This is a genomic window from Bradyrhizobium sp. DOA9 (assembly GCF_000617845.2).
Classification (GTDB): Bacteria; Pseudomonadota; Alphaproteobacteria; order Rhizobiales; family Xanthobacteraceae; genus Bradyrhizobium.
Genome location: NZ_DF820426.1, coordinates 449,702 through 465,531 on the forward strand (window position 1 = coordinate 449,702; position 15,830 = coordinate 465,531).

The window sequence follows — 15,830 nt, forward strand, 5'->3', positions numbered from 1 at the left end:
CACGCATTTGGACATTCATAGATGCTTGCTGACACACGTGCAGTGATCCTTGCCGCAGGGATAGGTTCCCGACTTCGCCCCCATACAGAGTTTACGCCTAAGCCCCTAGTGAGGGTGAACGGGGTTCCCATTCTGCACAACGCCCTCCGTCAATTGTCCGATCTGGGCGTCCGCGAAGCGGTGATAGTCGTCGGGTATCGCGAAGGCGATATTGTTCGCTCTTGCGGCGACCGCTTCGGGAATCTCGAGCTCCACTACATACATAACGAGGTCTTTGATCGAACAGGAAGCGCCTATTCGCTGTGGCTGGCCCGGAGCACAATGATGGGGGGCGACATACTATTTCTTGAAGGAGACGTCTTCTTTGAGCGAACGGTCCTGGAGCGCACTGTTTCATCCGTTTCACGTGATAGGCAGAATGTTGCAGCTGTTGCGGCGTTTGATGCAGCGATGACCGGCTCCGCTGTCGAACTGTCTGGTGATGGTTCCATCACGACATTCTCCCTGAATAATGTAGCGGCAGAAGCACAAGCGAGAGGTCTATTCAAGACCGTGAACATGATGCGGCTGTCAGCGAGCGCCTCACGCGAACTCATCGTGCCGGCACTTCAAAGGGCTGTCGAGCACGGCCATCTAAACTGTTTCGTCGAGGAGGTGCTCGCAGATCTAGTGGAGGATCGCACCCTGCAACTCTCAGCAGCTGATTGCACCAATACACGTTGGATAGAAATCGATTGTGTCGAGGATCTGCGCTCGGCGGAGGCGCTCTTTGGATGGCTGACAGGCTGAGTGGTTCGAAGCGCTCCGCGTCTCCCGATCACGTGAGATCATTGTCATGTTAGGATATCTGCTCGACTATGCTAACGCCATCACCGCGCTAGGTTACATCTTTGCCACGCTAGGTCTGTTCTTGGCGCTGAATGGCGAGATAGAGCTCGGCTTGGCGGCAATGCTCTGGACTTGGTTTTTGGACCATTGGGACGGCCACATTGCCCGAAAGACAATTGATTCCCGCCGTTCAGGCATGGCGGAGTTCGGTAAGAGTTTCGATGGGTTCTGTGACTTTATCCACGGCGTCGTGTTTCCTGCCATCGTCCTAATGATCGTTGCCCCAGCGACGCTCCTATCTCTTTTCGCGAGTGCCGCTATCATCGTAGCAGGCGCAATCAGGCTAAGCTATTTCGAAACTTTCGGGCTCACAGCGGGTGCACAATTCGTAGGGGCCCCAATTTCCTGGAATACACCGCTTCTCGCGCTCATCGTACTTTTCCAACCAATTTTCGACAACACCTTCCACATTGTCATTGCCACCGCTTTGATCGTGATGTCACTCTTGCACGTGACTACGGCGGTCCGCGTCCCAGCTATCCGCGGTGCTGCCGTTCCGATTGCGACGGTTCTGGCCGTCTTGGTCTCGATCGCGCTAGCAGTTTCCGCCTACATTTCCGTTGCTCGGGACTGACCCGAGCCCGAATATAGGGATTTGGTGGCGCACCGGAACCGACGCCGATCACACTCGGTGCCGGCGAGGCAAATAGGGACCTCCGATGGACAGGCAGAACGATCATTTAACGCTTGCAATCTTTCACACGCCACGCGACCATTCCGCCATCCCGCAACACGTGCAGTTGCAATTCGTAAGGCCCGACAGATCCCCTTGCGGTTGAAATCAACGGTGTCAGATGGCCCGTGTAGAGCTAACCACACAGGCTTTTAGGACCACCGACAGATGGCGGAATGGCAGGAATGCTGCTGTTGTTCGCACTCTGAGTGCCAGCATCGCAATTAACTGGCACGAAGCTCTCTTGAAAGGCCTTGCATCGGAGGTAGCGTCACATTCTAGGATCTTCGAATGAAGCAATGAAGCAATATTCCTGGCACAATGAAATGAAGCTACTCCATAGTATTCGGGCCACGGTATCCTTGGCTGCGGCCCCTCACGTCTTTGTCATCCGGGATTTCTCGTTTCATCCGCCTCGGCGCGATCCCACGCCAGATAGTCCGCTCCAGCAGTGGAGAGTGAATACCGGCCAAGTCACACGCGCTCTAGCAGGCTCCCCGGCTGCTGCGCTGATCTCTCTTTGACAGAGCCGGAGGCGAAGCCGGACTGATGTCGGGAATGTCGACATTGGCTTCGCTTTTTGCGGCAAACTCCTGACCGCAAGAAGCCGTGGGCGGCTCTCCCGTTGCCTACGTTCGCGCGATGTGTAGCAGCATCGCTACGTACCGGCTCGACCTAGCCCGGCTTCAGAGAATGGGGCCGGGCCTTTTTCTGGCTTTCTGCTGGTAGATGCATGTCTTGTCGACTGGCGACTGCCGTATTATCTCGCCAGAAGCCGACTTACCGGCGGCACTCCGTGCACATGGCATTGTACATAGTCCGCCGCTCGATAAGGCGCTACTCCGCCTGGTCTTTGCTTAGGCCGCTGATCAATGCCATTCACTCCTCTTTCTTGGCCTCGTTTGCCTGAAGGGAGCGCGAACCCCCAGCCAGACCTTGCCCGAATGCAATGCCATATTCATTTCACACAAAAACGCTAATCAGCAGCGCGACCAGAACGCTTGGACGACGCGTACCGGTGAGGTATCCGGCCAAAGACGACAAGCGGCTCTACGCGCGTATTTCCTGTTCGAGCTCCTTCCTGAAAAACGAAGACGAGGCGGCCTTCCAGGGAATTCAGCAGCCGGCAAAGGCCACTAGTTTTGATGTGCGACTGCCGCTACCCGCTAGGCGGGTTCTTTGCAGGAACGACCCCGGTCCGAACGATTACGAAACCGTCCTTCTCGATAGTTCCTCGCCGCATGGCAAAGACCTCGTCATCGTACTCTTACAGAGCCCTCTAACGTCGCCGTGCGGAAGGCACCGCAACCAACACTGCAGAATCGGTGCGTTGGAGATGCCGAAGCGAACATGGCGGGCTCGGCCATTCAAGAAACGACACTCAGCGCTCAACTGCCGCCTAGCCGGGAGCACTAAGCGGGCCGCAGTGGTTTCCGCGCTCGGCACAAACCGCGCACTTATGCTGCGAATATGACGTGTCGGTCAACCGAAATCAACGGTACCAATAACTGCGGTGATCCGCCAGGTTACGCATGGCTCGTATCCTGCAAGGCTTCCGCTGCTATCGAAGTTCGCGCCCGCCGAGGCGCTACAAGGAGCTTTGCGTGACGCCTGATCTGGTAGGCCGCCAAGATGTACAGGATCGACCGCCGTCGCCCGCCGTGTGTCCATCTGGCAATACGTGGCGTACCCAGGCAGCCGAGCGAAAAACACTCGTACTAACTGGTGCTTCGCGTGGTATAGGCCACGCAACCGGCAAAGTGTTTTCGGAAGCTGGATGGCGGATCATTACTTGTTCCAGACAGCCATTCGACGGTGCCCGATGCCCTTGGGACTCGGGATCCGATGACCATGTTCAAGCCGAATTGAGCGACTATCGAGCGCTGCCGCGGGCCATCGCTGAGATCAAGGCGCGCATCAACGGCGGGCGCCTGCATGCGCTTATCAACAACGCGGGTATTTCCCCGAAGGCCGCTGACGGCAGCCGGTTGAATTCACTTAACACTTCGGTCGACACTTGGATGAGAGTGTTCCACGTCAATTTGCTCGCACCGATTATGCTCTCGCAGGGGCTTTTCGACCAACTAAAGCTCGCTTCCGGTGCAATCGTCAATGTCGCCTCGATCGCCGGATCGAGAGTGCATCCTTTTGCGGGCGCCGCTTATGCGACATCAAAGGCGGCGCTTTCGTGCTTGACCCGCGAGATGGCGTACGACTTTGCGCCTTACGGAATTCGTGTCAACGCCATTGCACCAGGCGAGATCAAGACGGACATATTGTCGGCCGAGACAGAAGCTAAGCTCGCGCCGATCATCCCGATGAGCCGTGTCGGAACACCAGATGAGGTCGCGAGGGTGATCTTCTTCCTGTGCTCGGAGGCTGCAAGCTACGTCACAGGTGCCGAAGTGCCGATCAATGGCGGACAGCACGTGTAATCAGGCGCCAAGGCAACTTGCCGCACTGGATTGATGAGTTAGCCTCTCTCGCTTCGAACGTAGCGCTCTCGCAGCGCCCTCGACAATAGTGGCTCAACCCGAAGGATAGAACCTGCGGCTTCGCGCGTCCGTGCGTCCGTGCAGGACCATGCCACAGCTCCCATGCGTCCGCGCCACGGCCGCAGTAATGCCCAGCGGAAGACCCTAAAAGCGAGCTATGTTGAAAGCTGCTGCCGTTACACGGGCCCCCACCGCACTTAGTCAGCCGCGGCTGAGGATCGTCTCGTTTGAAACAACGCTTTGAGTAAAAGCAGTGTATCGGGTTTGCGACACCAGGATCGTCGACACCATCTGTTACCGCTTCTTTTCTGATCCACTGTGCACCGGCACAGTCCTTGCAAACGGCTTCCAATGCGGCCTCGCGAACATAGATCGCGAGAAAGACGCGCCACTCAAGGCGTCCGATCGATAAGACCAAGGCAACGAGGAATTCGCATGAGCCGAACGACCAACCAGAGCGTCGCGGAGATCAAGGCCCGCAACAAGCAACTGATCGACGAGGTCTTGAAGGTCTATCCGGAGAAGACCGCCAAGCGCCGCGCCAAGCACCTCAACGTGCACGAGGCCGGCAAGTCCGATTGCGGCGTCAAGTCGAACCTGAAGTCCATCCCCGGCGTGATGACCATTCGCGGCTGCGCCTATGCCGGCTCCAAGGGGGTGGTGTGGGGTCCCATCAAGGACATGATCCACATCAGCCACGGCCCGGTCGGCTGCGGCCAATATTCCTGGGCCGCACGCCGGAACTACTACACTGGCACGACTGGCATCGACACCTTCGTCACGATGCAGTTCACCTCCGACTTCCAGGAGAAGGACATCGTGTTCGGCGGCGACAAGAAGCTCGCCAAGATCATCGATGAAGTCCAGGAGTTGTTCCCGCTCAACCACGGCATCACCATCCAGTCGGAATGCCCGATCGGTCTGATTGGCGACGACATCGAAGCCGTCTCGAAGGTGAAGTCCACGGAGTATGACGGCAAGACCATCGTCCCGGTGCGCTGTGAAGGCTTTCGCGGCGTCTCGCAGTCGCTCGGCCACCACATCGCCAACGACGCCGTGCGCGACTGGATCTTCGACAAGGTCAACCCGGACGCCAAGCCCGCCTTTGAATCGACGCCCTACGACGTCGCGATCATCGGCGACTACAATATCGGCGGCGACGCCTGGTCCTCGCGCATCCTGCTCGAGGAGATGGGCCTGCGCGTGATCGCGCAATGGTCAGGTGACGGCAGCCTGGCCGAGCTGGAGGCGACGCCCAAGGCGAAGCTCAACGTGCTGCACTGCTACCGCTCGATGAACTACATCTCCCGTCATATGGAGGAGAAGTTCGGCATCCCCTGGTGCGAATACAATTTCTTCGGTCCCTCCAAGATCGCGGAATCGCTGCGCAAGATCGCCAGCTTTTTCGACGACAAGATCAAGGAAGGCGCCGAGCGCGTCATCGCGAAGTACCAGCCGCTGATGGATGCGGTGATCGCGAAGTACCGTCCGCGCCTCGAAGGCAAGACGGTGATGCTGTTCGTCGGCGGCCTGCGTCCCCGCCACGTCATCGGCGCCTATGAGGACCTCGGCATGGAGGTCGTCGGCACCGGCTACGAGTTCGGCCATAACGACGATTACCAGCGCACGGCCCAGCACTACGTCAAGGACGGCACGCTGATCTATGACGACGTCACCGGCTACGAATTCGAGCGCTTCGTCGAGAACATCCAGCCCGATCTCGTCGGCTCCGGCATCAAGGAAAAGTACGTGTTCCAGAAGATGGGCGTGCCGTTCCGCCAGATGCACTCCTGGGACTATTCCGGTCCTTACCACGGCTATGACGGCTTCGCGATCTTCGCCCGCGACATGGACATGGCGATCAACTCCCCGATCTGGAAGAAGACCAAGGCACCCTGGAAGGATGCCCCGCGGCCGAGCCTGATGGCGGCGGAATAACTGTAAGCGCCGGCTCCTCCCGTTTGGGGAGGGGCCGGGGCAAGCGATCGAACACGACATCCAACGAAGGTGCCACCATGACACAGAATGCCGAACACGTGCTCGATCACTTCGAGCTGTTCCGAGGTCCGGAATACCAGCAGATGCTGGCCAACAAGAAAGCCCTGTTCGAGAATCCGCAGGATCCCGCGGAAGTCGAGCGGATCCGCGAATGGGCCAAGACGCCGGAATATCGCGAGAAGAATTTTGCCCGCGAGGCCCTGACCGTCAATCCGGCCAAGGCCTGCCAGCCTCTCGGCGCTGTGTTCGTGGCCGTCGGCTTCGAGGGCACGTTGCCCTTCGTGCATGGCTCGCAGGGCTGCGTCGCTTACTACCGCAGCCATCTGTCGCGCCACTTCAAGGAGCCGAGCTCCTGTGTCTCCTCCTCGATGACGGAGGACGCGGCGGTGTTCGGCGGCCTCAACAACATGATCGACGGTCTCGCCAACACCTACAACATGTACAAGCCGAAGATGATCGCTGTCTCCACGACGTGCATGGCGGAAGTGATCGGCGACGACCTCAACGCCTTCATCAAGACCACGAAGGAGAAGGGATCGGTCCCGGCGGAGTACGACGTTCCCTTCGCCCATACGCCGGCCTTCGTCGGCAGCCACGTGACCGGCTACGACAACGCGCTCAAGGGCATCCTGGAGCATTTCTGGGATGGCAAGGCCGGCACCGCGCCGAAGCTCGAGCGCAAGGAGAACGGCAAGATCAACTTCATCGGCGGCTTCGACGGCTACACCGTCGGCAACATCCGCGAGATCAAGCGCATCTTCGAGCTGATGGGGATCGAGTACACGATCCTCGCTGACAACAGCGACGTGTTCGACACCCCGACCGATGGCGAGTTCCGCATGTATGACGGCGGCACCACGCTGGAGGACGCCGCGAATGCGATCCACGCCAAGGCCACCATCTCCATGCAGCAATACTGCACCGAGAAGACGCTGCCCTTCATCGAGGGGCATGGACATGAGGTGGCAGCCTTCAACCATCCGGTCGGCGTCAGCGCCACTGACGAGTTCCTGATGACGCTCTCGCGCATCACGGGCAAGCCGATCGCGAAGGCGCTGGAGCAGGAGCGCGGCCGTCTGGTCGACGCCATGGCCGATTCCAGCGCTCATATCCACGGCAAGAAGTTCGCGATCTACGGCGATCCGGACCTCTGCTACGGACTTGCAGCCTTCCTGCTCGAGCTCGGCGCCGAGCCGACCCATGTGCTCTCCACCAACGGCAACAAGGCCTGGGCGGAGAAGATGGAGGGGCTGTTCGCGAGCTCGCCGTTCGGCAAGAACTGCCATGCCTATCCCGGCAAGGACCTCTGGCACATGCGCTCGCTGCTGTTCACCGAGCCGGTCGATTTCCTGATCGGCAACACCTACGGCAAGTACCTGGAACGCGACACCGGCACGCCTCTGATCCGCATCGGCTTCCCGGTGTTCGATCGTCACCATCACCATCGCTATCCGGTGTGGGGCTATCAGGGCGGCATGAGCGTGCTGGTCAAGATCCTCGACAAGATCTTCGACGAGGTTGACAAGACGAGGACGGACTACAGCTTTGATATCATCCGCTAATACCGCGAATGCGGTCTGCCGCCGCCTAGAGCAAGGGGCGGCGGCAGGCACGTCTAACCTGATCGCTCCTTACTGCGACACAAGGCTGGGCCAGCGACTAGGGCGAGGATGCAGGTATGCGATTGGCGCCAAGATGCAGCATGAAGGCTTCGGCCGCATGGTCCTGATCGGCGGCCGTCTCATCGTCGTCAACAAGCAGCTGCGCGACGTGCACCGGTTCGGATTCGACAATCTCGGTAAGCTCGCGGCCGAGGGCGGCAAATATGTCGCTGGTGGCGTCGAGATGATCCACACATTTCCAGATGTGGCGAACTATTGAGGCTTGAGCATGAGTGATCTTGAAACACCGAAGGCCGCGATCAAGAAGCTGTCGGCCAAAGCGACGCAGGCCAAGATGGATCTCCGTGAATTGTCGGAAGAGCTGCCGATCAACTGGACTTCGATCCTGAGCGTGGCGCAGCAGGCCCATGATGCCTTCTCCGAGCTCAAGCGTCGCGAGGACCTCAAGACGCTGGAAACGGCGTAACGGGATTTTCAACCATGTCCTACGCAACCCGCGACGGCCGCGACTGGAAGCCGGATTATCTGGTCTCGATCGATGCCGGGAAATGCATCGGTTGCGGCCGCTGCTACAAGGTCTGCGGCCGCGAGGTCATGACGCTGAAGGGCATCAACGAGGACGGCGAGATGGTCGACCTCGACGACGACGATGACGCGGTCGAGAAGAAGGTCATGGTGATGAACGACGACGGCGCCTGCATCGGCTGCGGCGCCTGCGCACGGGTCTGTGCGACCAACTGTCAGACGCACACTCCGAGATAGACCGAAGCCGGACCGGAGCGGCGATGACCAATAATATCACTCGCTCTTGGTCGTCGCTCTAGGATTCCGGGCAACATCTTCCGCCTCGACAGGTCATTCGTTGAGGCAAGTGTGCCTGCGTGCCGGACGCGGCTCTTGTAAGCCCATCGCACTCTTTTGCTACAATATCTGCGCGACGAGTGCTACGCTAGCGCGCAAGGCGGCTTCTAGAGGAGCGAGTGGGATCACCGTCCGCCAGACATGGCGGCTCTCATTGCGGTTCTTCACAGCATCATCTCGCAAGCCCATCATCGACCGCTATTTCATATAGGACTCGCCTGAACGCTTTTGTCGCATCGAGGACATGATGATCAAACCTGCCGGCCCGCTGGAGCCTCTTGTTACATTTCTGTCTACAGTGCTGACTTTCTATCATCTCTTTCCACATTCGCGATTCGTCGCACGGCGCTGTTCGACATTAATTCTCGCGACACTGCGTGCGGTACTGCGACGGCGGATCGACGTTGTCGAAATGCGAGCTGCCTGCTCGCTTCAATGCACTTCCTAGGACCTTAGCCGCATCCGCAAGATAGGCACAGGAGTGCAGATAGCGATCGAGCACCGGCAAGACTTCTTCGCCCTCCCCGGCGGCTGTCATCACCCGGTTAATCGAACGTTCAAGCGGACATCTCTCGCCGGCGACTCCGGCTTTGGGCTTCAGAGCAATTCACTGCGAAGGTCTGAGCGTCTCGGGTTGGAGTCTCGCCCTTCTTGCACGACGTTCAACAGCTGGGCTTCTTCGTCCGGGCGGCCAGCGCGACGTTATCGAGCGACGTCATGCCTGTTGCGGCGCAGTCCGCTCGCCCACCCGAAGGTCTGGATCGCCATTATGCGAGGCGTTTGCTGCCGAGCGGTGCGCAGCGCCCGACACCACCGTGCCAATCCGCTTCCCCAGCGCCGCCGAAGCCACGTCGCAGATCCGACAAGTGTCGCAGACGGAACGGCCGAGTGGCGAAGCGAATGTCGCAATTCCAGGCTTCTGCGATGTGGCACAAGAGTTGCGATAGTTTGATCTAAACCGTAGAGCGAGCAGCTTTGATGATCAACCTGACGGACAGCACGGTGAAGGCGGTAAAGGCAGCGATATCCGCGGCGCCCCAACCGGCGAGCGGCTTGCGCGTTTCGGTCGAAGCCGGCGGCTGTGCCGGATTCAAATACATGATGGGCCTCGCCGCCGAACACAATCCTGGCGACACGGTTGTCGAGCGTAGCGGCGTGAAGATATTCGTCGACTCCGAGAGCCAAGAGCACCTCAATGGCACCACGATTGACCTCGTCCTGACTCCGGACGGATCCGGCTTCACCTTCGATAACCCCAATGCAAAGTCACGCTGCTCCTGCGGCAGCTCGTTCGGTTGAGCGGCGCTGCCCTTCGAATTGCAGGAGTCGAGTGTGGAATTCTCCCCTAAAGTCGCCCCCCACAGGCGACATCCAAGCTTGGCTGAGGCCGGCCCCTCCCGACCGGCGGAGCCGTCGCACGTGCTGCGCGTGGCGAACGTGGAGGCCAAGGAAAAGCGAGACGCAGCGCATTGTCACTGGCCCACCCGACCAAGACCAACGGGATCGCCTGCGTCCGGCAAATATTCACGTAAATCCACCGAAACAGAGAGCGACGACTTCGTCGCGGCAAGACCGCGACGCGGCAGCTCGCTCAACGAGCAGGTCAGCTTATGAGAGTTACGATCCGCCGCTCTATCGAGGCTGGTCTGTCGATTTACGTGCCGAAGAAGGATCTCGAGGAGCCGATCGTCGAAGCCGAGCACGCATCGTTGTGGGGCGGGTGGATCAAAATCGCCAATGGCTGGGTGCTCGACCTGCCGCAGATGGCTTCCGACACCCGCCGGCCGATCACGATTAACGCCAGGAAGAGGGGCGGTGAGGCAGACTGCTGCCGCCGGTTTGATGGACACCAAATTTAGGTTTCATTGAGCCGGGCTGATGAAGAGACGGAAGTTCAGTCGCGAGTTCAAGATTGAGGAGTCAAGCTGGTCAGCGAACGCGGGGTTTCGGTGGCGCAGGCCGGCCGCGACCTGGACGGTCATGAGAATGTGCTGCGCAAGTGAGAAGAAGTTCGGCTCTGGCCCGGTGCAGGCCTTTCCCCGCCACGGGCAGATGAAGCCTGAGCAGCAGGAGATCGAGCGGTTGCGCCGCGAGGTCGCCAAATTGAAGGCCGCCTTTGTCGCGAAGCACCGGACGATCTGGCCGCATGGCTGCGCGATGCGCTGGAGTGTCGCGGTCAGGCTTCCATGCCTGGCTGAACCGCTCTCCCAGCGCCAGATCCCGCAGCGACGAGGAGCTCGGCGGCAGGGTCAAGGCCAGCTTCGCCGCCAGCGACCGCACCTATGGCGCACGCCGGGTGTGGCGTGACCTGCTCGCCGACGGGGCGGATTGCAGCCTGCACCGGATTGAGCGGCTGATGCGCCTGCAAGGCTTGAGGGCACGGCCGCGACCTCGGCGCTTGCCCGAAGGACGGCGGCAATCGACAGCTCGAGACGGTGCCGGCCACCCTTCCGGACCGGCAATTCGCTGCCGAGCGTCCGAACCAGAAATGGATCGACGACTTCACCTATCTCTGGACGGCCGAAGGCTGGCTCTATGTGGCAGCGGTGATCGACCTGTTCTCACGCCGCGTGGTGGGCTGGTCGATGAGTGCCGCCATGACGGCGCAGCTCGTGACGGACGCATTGTTGATTGCCGTCTGGCGGCGCGGCACGCCGGATGCGCTATTGCATCACTCCGACCAGGGTAGCCCAGTACACCAGCGAACAGTTCCAGCGCCTGATGGCCGACCACGGCATCATCTGGAGCATGAGCCGCTCCGGCAACGTCTGGGACAACGCCGTAATCGAGAGCTTCTTCTCGTCGCTCAAGACCGAACGGACGGAAGTCAACACCTACAGGGCCAGAGACGAGGCACACGCCGACATGTTCAACTACATCGAAAGAGTTTACAACACCACCCCGCAGACACTTGACCATCGGCTATCTCAACCCGGTTGAGTTCGAGCGAAAGGTGGGACTCGCTTAACCCGGTGTCCATCAAACCGGCAGCAGCTCAGGGTGCTTGAACAGAAGCAGCACCAGCGCGGACCGAAGGTCTACTCGCTGCACGCCCGGAGGTGGAGTGCATCGGCAAGGGTCAGGCACGCCGGCCCTACGAGTTCGGGATCAAAGGCTCAGTTGCCGCGACACTATCGCCAGTTCGTCACCCTCGTGAAGGCACTGCCCGGCAACTCTATGACGGCCATACGCTCAATACCGTCATCCCGGACATGGTGGCGCTGATCGACAACATCATCATCGAGCCTTGTTCTCGACAAGGCTACCGCGGCCACAATGCACCGCCCGACTACAAGTTCAGGATGTTTATCTCAGGTCAGAAGCGAGGGGTGACGCCAAATATGAAACGCGAGCTGCGCCGGCTTCCGCCGTCGAGCCGGTCATTAGCGATCTCAAATCCGAGCACCGAATGGGCCGCAACTATCTCCGGCATCATCAGGGCGACGCGGCCAACGTTGTCCTCGCCGCCATCGGCTACAACTTCCGCCGCCTAATCCGGTGGCTCGCTCTCTTGCTGTCCCAAATCCCCGCATCGCTCACGGCTCGACTCAGCTCGTCACCGGCTGAAATCGACGTACTTCACGGAAGACTCTGCCGCCGCGAGCGGCACCCCGGTTAACGATCGGGTAGGAGGAAGCCTTGCGGCTTCCCCCTCCCACACCACCGTACGTACGGTTCCGTATACGGCGGTTCGTCAAGCACGATTGAGATGGCGGTGCAGCCCGATGAGGGACGGCAGACCGAGTTGGGTGAAGAAGGCGGCGCGATAGGCGTCGTTCATGTGGCTGGCCCCGGCATTCCACCAAGGGCCGTGGCCGTTGTAAGCCGACCGCCATGCTCGCTCCGGATCGAGCCCGCGTTGCATCAAGCGTTTACAGCGTGTCCGTGGTCGTTTCCACTGACGCCAGAGGACACAGCGCAATTTGCGCCGCATCCAACCGTCGAGCTCCTCGAACACCCCTTTAGCCTGCGCCAGCCGGAAGTATTGTAACCAGCCGCGCAGGATCGGGGTCAGGGTTTTGACGGTCGATGCCAGTGTTCGTCCACGCCCTTGGCGCAGTGTCATCTTCAGCTTGCTCCGCAGCCGCGTCACGCTTTTGGCCGCCACCCGAAGGCGCGGTTGCTTGTGAGCGGTCATGGTGTAGCCGAGGAAGGTCCGCACCCAGGGGCGATCAACCGCGCTCTTCGCTTCGTTGACCTTGAGCCGCAGCCGCTCGGTCAGGAATCGCGTGATCGATGCCATCACCCGCTCACCGGCCCGCCGCGTCCGCACATAGATGTTGCAGTCGTCGGCGTAGCGGCAGAAGGCGTGGCCTCGTCGCTCGAGTTCCTTGTCCAGATCGTCGAGCAGGATGTTCGACAACAGCGGTGACAGGGGGCCGCCCTGCGGCGTGCCCTCGCTCCGTACCGTTGCGACCCCGCCCGTCATCAATCCAGCCTGCAGGTAGCGGCGGATCAACCGCAGCACCCGTCTGTCTGCAACCCGGCGCGCCACCCGTGCCATCAGCACGTCATGGTTCACCCGGTCGAAGAACTTCTCCAGATCGAGGTCGACGACGAAGCGTCGGCCTGCGGCCACATGCGCTCGCGCGGCAAGCACCGCATCGTGCGCGCTGCGCCCCGGACGGAAGCCGTACGAGGCTTTGGAGAAGCCTGGATCGAACAGCGGCATCAGCACCTGATGCATCGCCTGCTGGATCAGCCGGTCCACCACCGTCGGGATGCCCAGTTGGCGCATTCCTCCGCCGGGCTTGGGGATTTCCACCCCGCGCACCGGCTGCGGCCGGTAGCGGCCTTCCAGCAGTTCTTCTCTGATGCGCGGCCAATGATCCTTCAGGTGCGGCTGCAACTGCTCCACGGTCATCCGATCAATGCCCGCGGCGCCCTTGTTCGCCATCACCCGTTGGTAGGCCGCCATCATGTTCGCACGGCTGACAATCTTCTCCATCAACCGCACTTCCACCTCCGGAGGGGAAGGTTGCGATCTTGCCGTGATGTTTGATGCACCCATCTCCTGCTCTGGCGGCTTCCGGCCGCTGCCCTCGGAGCGGGCATGACGCATCTCAGCGCCATCGTCTGCATCTGCTATCATCATCGACAGACCGGCCTCCTCCGGTACTCGACGTTCGGCCCTTCGCCGGCTTGGTGCTGCCAGCTACTACGGCCTCTGCTGACTTCTGCCGCCCCATCCCGACGTCTTGCGGCGCCGGTAGCACACCCGTTCCCGGGGGGCAGGATGACAGACCTCCCAGGGTCAGTCGCGTGACCTTCGTGCCATATACCTGTCGCATCTACGGCCGCACCCTCCGGGTGATATCGGGCTTCGAGAGTTTGGGCTCCCTCGCCCGGACGCGGACGCCTCCTATGCGCTGGCTGTTCGTCAGGCCGGCACTTTGCTTACAGCTTCCTTCAGACCCCGCCTCGCGACGACGCCCTTGCTGTTCGGCTAACGGTTCCCATCACCTGGGTCCGTAGAGGACTTTCACCTCCAAGTCATCGACCGGACACCACTCCGGTCAAATCGCGCCAGTCACGGCGCTCCGCGCCATGCCTGGCGCACCCAATCAGGCCACGCCGGCACTGCCGGCGTGGCCTAGTTGGTGCTGCTACTGCTGTTTCTCCTCGAGGACCTTAATGATTCGGCTGTTGAGAATCTGATCGTACCCTAAACGCCGGTCTGTGCGGACGACATAGTGCGGCGGCTCCGTTACCTCGTAATCAGCTGAGCCAGAGCATGGATTTTTCCACGTAAAGCTGAACTCGCCAACACGAATCGCGTAATCTAGAGTTCCGTTCAAAGGTCCAGCAGCCGGATTTGAAAACCAGAAGGTGACCTCACCGGCATCATCGCTGGCGTAGGTCACCGTTCCCTCGGCACTGCGAAATGCCTCAGACCTCGCAACAAATCTGATCGTCTTTCTGGGGGAGAGTTCGGCCGGAGGGAGGCAGGTCCAGAGCCCAGCGTCCAGTGTTGACGTAAGCAGCTTCAGCGTTTGCTCGGTCTCGTTGGTGATGGACCATTTTGTACGGGGCGAGATTGGTAATAATAGCGTGTCCATGGCTGGACTCCTTTCGAGGTGAAGATCCCCCTTGCACTGAGCTATAGCAACCGGCGTGCCAAGAGCTCGGCCGGAATGATGCCGAGCAAACAAGCGGCTTTCCAGTTTCCTTCGTTGGCATTTCGCATGCTTGGCGGAAGCCTTTACAATTTGTTCCTAAGTCGACAGTGGAGAGTAGGCTTCCCTCGCAGCGGCCGCTGATCCGGGGCGGGCTCCTCCGCTTTTGGCGAGCCACACCGGAGTGCCCGTCACCGCAAGCCCATGCTCAGCTGCTCCCGTCTGCAGGCTCTACGGCTTGCGACCAAGAGGGATTATCAATAACAAGGCGACGCGTTATCTCGAGACGTATGTTGCCCGAGAGCTTCGTGCCGAACCTCGGGGTATCACACCAAAGAGCCCGGCGTTGCTTGAGCGGTGGGTGGCGTGAAGCTCAACAGGGACACGCCACTGATTGAAGTTCGAGCGCAGAACGCATTCGCTATCGAGGCGAGAAGACCTTAATCCCATTCCTCTCTGTGCCTCAATCCAGAACGCGAGAAGACGCGGGCGCGCCTCGGGAGTACGTCTACCGGCCGCGCCGCGTGCGATGTCGCGGACAGTCGCGGGTCGATTAGGCCGGCGATCTAATTAGTTTTAGTCTAGCAGCTGATCGCTCCAATCTAGTCGGACACGGCAGACGCCGCATCGGCTGCGACGAGGACTCGTCCATTGCGACAATTCTCATGGTCGAAACAGTAGTCTAGGCGAGGCTGCGCACGGACGACCATGCGGCCTTTGCAGCCTATGTTGGCACGCTCCTTGCCCTCATCTCGGTGTCATCACCGATCTCTGGTGCGGTCGGGGCGTTTGGCGATGTTGAGCAATACGGAAGTGAGATATGTCAATAGCCGAGGTAGAGCGTTTCATCACCGACGTATCAAATGATGCAAATTTACTCGAGAAGGTTAGGGCGAGTGCCACCGGCCTTGCGTCGCTAGTAGCGAGCGCAAATAGCCGCGGATATACCTTCACGCTTGACGAAGCTAAAGAATACCTTCGATCAACCAAAATACTGGCGCCGACCAATAAGCAGTTCGACGCGGCGACCGACGCCACCTCGAAAGCTGTGCAGACGGTTAAGGTTGCCACCTCTGTTGTGGAGGCAGTGGAAGTTACCACGAGCGCAGTACAGGACGCGGAAGTGGCCACTACCGCCGCAGCCGTAGCCGAAGTCGTTGTGGTGCTAGTGTAACCA

Annotated in this window: 12 protein-coding genes and 3 pseudogenes; 13 read left to right on the forward strand and 2 right to left on the reverse strand. The window is 60.0% G+C overall.

Annotation, left to right across the window (positions count from 1 at the left end; translation table 11 throughout):
* Positions 1-21: 21 nt before the first annotated feature.
* The 12 genes and pseudogenes from BDOA9_RS35275 to BDOA9_RS38540 all read left to right on the forward strand — a co-directional run.
* Positions 22-789 carry a phosphocholine cytidylyltransferase family protein gene (locus BDOA9_RS35275; RefSeq protein WP_025038631.1) on the forward strand — a complete coding sequence of 256 codons (768 nt, stop codon included), beginning with the start codon at positions 22-24 and terminating at the stop codon, positions 787-789.
* Between the two features lie 46 nt (positions 790-835).
* Complete coding sequence (locus BDOA9_RS35280) at positions 836-1,462, forward strand: CDP-alcohol phosphatidyltransferase family protein (RefSeq protein WP_025038632.1); 627 nt, start codon at positions 836-838, stop codon at positions 1,460-1,462.
* A gap of 1,631 nt (positions 1,463-3,093) precedes the next feature.
* Positions 3,094-3,996 (forward strand): SDR family NAD(P)-dependent oxidoreductase, encoded by a 903-nt coding sequence (locus BDOA9_RS35285; RefSeq protein WP_082847996.1) that lies wholly within the window; start codon positions 3,094-3,096, stop codon positions 3,994-3,996.
* A 495-nt stretch (positions 3,997-4,491) separates the two neighbouring features.
* Positions 4,492-5,994 carry a nitrogenase molybdenum-iron protein alpha chain gene (gene nifD / locus BDOA9_RS35290; RefSeq protein WP_025038634.1) on the forward strand — a complete coding sequence of 501 codons (1,503 nt, stop codon included), beginning with the start codon at positions 4,492-4,494 and terminating at the stop codon, positions 5,992-5,994.
* A 77-nt stretch (positions 5,995-6,071) separates the two neighbouring features.
* Positions 6,072-7,616, forward strand: coding sequence for a nitrogenase molybdenum-iron protein subunit beta (gene nifK, locus BDOA9_RS35295; RefSeq protein ID WP_025038635.1), 1,545 nt, complete (start codon positions 6,072-6,074; stop codon positions 7,614-7,616).
* Between the two features lie 130 nt (positions 7,617-7,746).
* Positions 7,747-7,935 (forward strand): annotated as a pseudogene (locus BDOA9_RS39785) (DUF269 domain-containing protein); the annotation flags it as partial.
* 9 nt (positions 7,936-7,944) lie between these two features.
* Positions 7,945-8,142 carry a CCE_0567 family metalloprotein gene (locus BDOA9_RS35305; protein WP_025038637.1) on the forward strand — a complete coding sequence of 66 codons (198 nt, stop codon included), beginning with the start codon at positions 7,945-7,947 and terminating at the stop codon, positions 8,140-8,142.
* A gap of 14 nt (positions 8,143-8,156) precedes the next feature.
* Entirely contained in the window at positions 8,157-8,438 is a 282-nt protein-coding gene (fdxB, locus tag BDOA9_RS35310; protein WP_025038638.1) for a ferredoxin III, nif-specific, read from the forward strand.
* A gap of 1,077 nt (positions 8,439-9,515) precedes the next feature.
* Positions 9,516-9,836, forward strand: coding sequence for a HesB/IscA family protein (locus tag BDOA9_RS35315; RefSeq protein WP_025038639.1), 321 nt, complete (start codon positions 9,516-9,518; stop codon positions 9,834-9,836).
* 311 nt (positions 9,837-10,147) lie between these two features.
* Entirely contained in the window at positions 10,148-10,396 is a 249-nt protein-coding gene (gene nifT, locus BDOA9_RS35320; RefSeq protein WP_025038640.1) for a putative nitrogen fixation protein NifT, read from the forward strand.
* A gap of 19 nt (positions 10,397-10,415) precedes the next feature.
* Positions 10,416-11,505 (forward strand): annotated as a pseudogene (locus BDOA9_RS35330) (IS3 family transposase).
* Between the two features lie 20 nt (positions 11,506-11,525).
* Positions 11,526-12,156 (forward strand): annotated as a pseudogene (locus BDOA9_RS38540) (IS5/IS1182 family transposase); the annotation flags it as partial.
* Between the two features lie 75 nt (positions 12,157-12,231).
* On the opposite strand, the gene ltrA reads toward BDOA9_RS38540, so the two are convergent.
* Positions 12,232-13,485 carry a group II intron reverse transcriptase/maturase gene (gene ltrA / locus BDOA9_RS35340; RefSeq protein ID WP_082847823.1) on the reverse strand — a complete coding sequence of 418 codons (1,254 nt, stop codon included), beginning with the start codon at positions 13,483-13,485 and terminating at the stop codon, positions 12,232-12,234.
* Positions 13,486-14,143: 658 nt separating this feature from the next.
* Positions 14,144-14,596, reverse strand: a complete 453-nt coding sequence (locus BDOA9_RS35345) for a hypothetical protein (protein ID WP_025038644.1) — start codon at positions 14,594-14,596, stop codon at positions 14,144-14,146.
* A gap of 877 nt (positions 14,597-15,473) precedes the next feature.
* On the opposite strand from BDOA9_RS35345, the gene BDOA9_RS35350 reads away from it, so the two are divergent.
* The gene (locus BDOA9_RS35350) at positions 15,474-15,827 is read left to right on the forward strand and encodes a Nif11-like leader peptide family natural product precursor (RefSeq protein ID WP_025038645.1); all 354 of its coding nucleotides are present in this window, start codon (positions 15,474-15,476) and stop codon (positions 15,825-15,827) included.
* The last annotated feature ends 3 nt before the right edge of the window (positions 15,828-15,830 follow it).

What these genes read in the sequence shown, in the direction of transcription:
- BDOA9_RS35345 (WP_025038644.1), bottom strand. Translation starts at nt 14,596, where the DNA reads ATGGACACGCTATTATTACCAATCTCGCCCCGTACAAAATGGTCCATC.
- BDOA9_RS35285 (WP_082847996.1), top strand. Translation starts at nt 3,094, where the DNA reads ATGGCTCGTATCCTGCAAGGCTTCCGCTGCTATCGAAGTTCGCGCCCG.
- BDOA9_RS35305 (WP_025038637.1), top strand. Translation starts at nt 7,945, where the DNA reads ATGAGTGATCTTGAAACACCGAAGGCCGCGATCAAGAAGCTGTCGGCC.
- BDOA9_RS35275 (WP_025038631.1), top strand. Translation starts at nt 22, where the DNA reads ATGCTTGCTGACACACGTGCAGTGATCCTTGCCGCAGGGATAGGTTCC.
- BDOA9_RS35280 (WP_025038632.1), top strand. Translation starts at nt 836, where the DNA reads ATGTTAGGATATCTGCTCGACTATGCTAACGCCATCACCGCGCTAGGT.
- BDOA9_RS35350 (WP_025038645.1), top strand. Translation starts at nt 15,474, where the DNA reads ATGTCAATAGCCGAGGTAGAGCGTTTCATCACCGACGTATCAAATGAT.
- nifK (WP_025038635.1), top strand. Translation starts at nt 6,072, where the DNA reads ATGACACAGAATGCCGAACACGTGCTCGATCACTTCGAGCTGTTCCGA.
- BDOA9_RS35315 (WP_025038639.1), top strand. Translation starts at nt 9,516, where the DNA reads ATGATCAACCTGACGGACAGCACGGTGAAGGCGGTAAAGGCAGCGATA.
- nifD (WP_025038634.1), top strand. Translation starts at nt 4,492, where the DNA reads ATGAGCCGAACGACCAACCAGAGCGTCGCGGAGATCAAGGCCCGCAAC.
- ltrA (WP_082847823.1), bottom strand. Translation starts at nt 13,485, where the DNA reads ATGGAGAAGATTGTCAGCCGTGCGAACATGATGGCGGCCTACCAACGG.
- nifT (WP_025038640.1), top strand. Translation starts at nt 10,148, where the DNA reads ATGAGAGTTACGATCCGCCGCTCTATCGAGGCTGGTCTGTCGATTTAC.
- fdxB (WP_025038638.1), top strand. Translation starts at nt 8,157, where the DNA reads ATGTCCTACGCAACCCGCGACGGCCGCGACTGGAAGCCGGATTATCTG.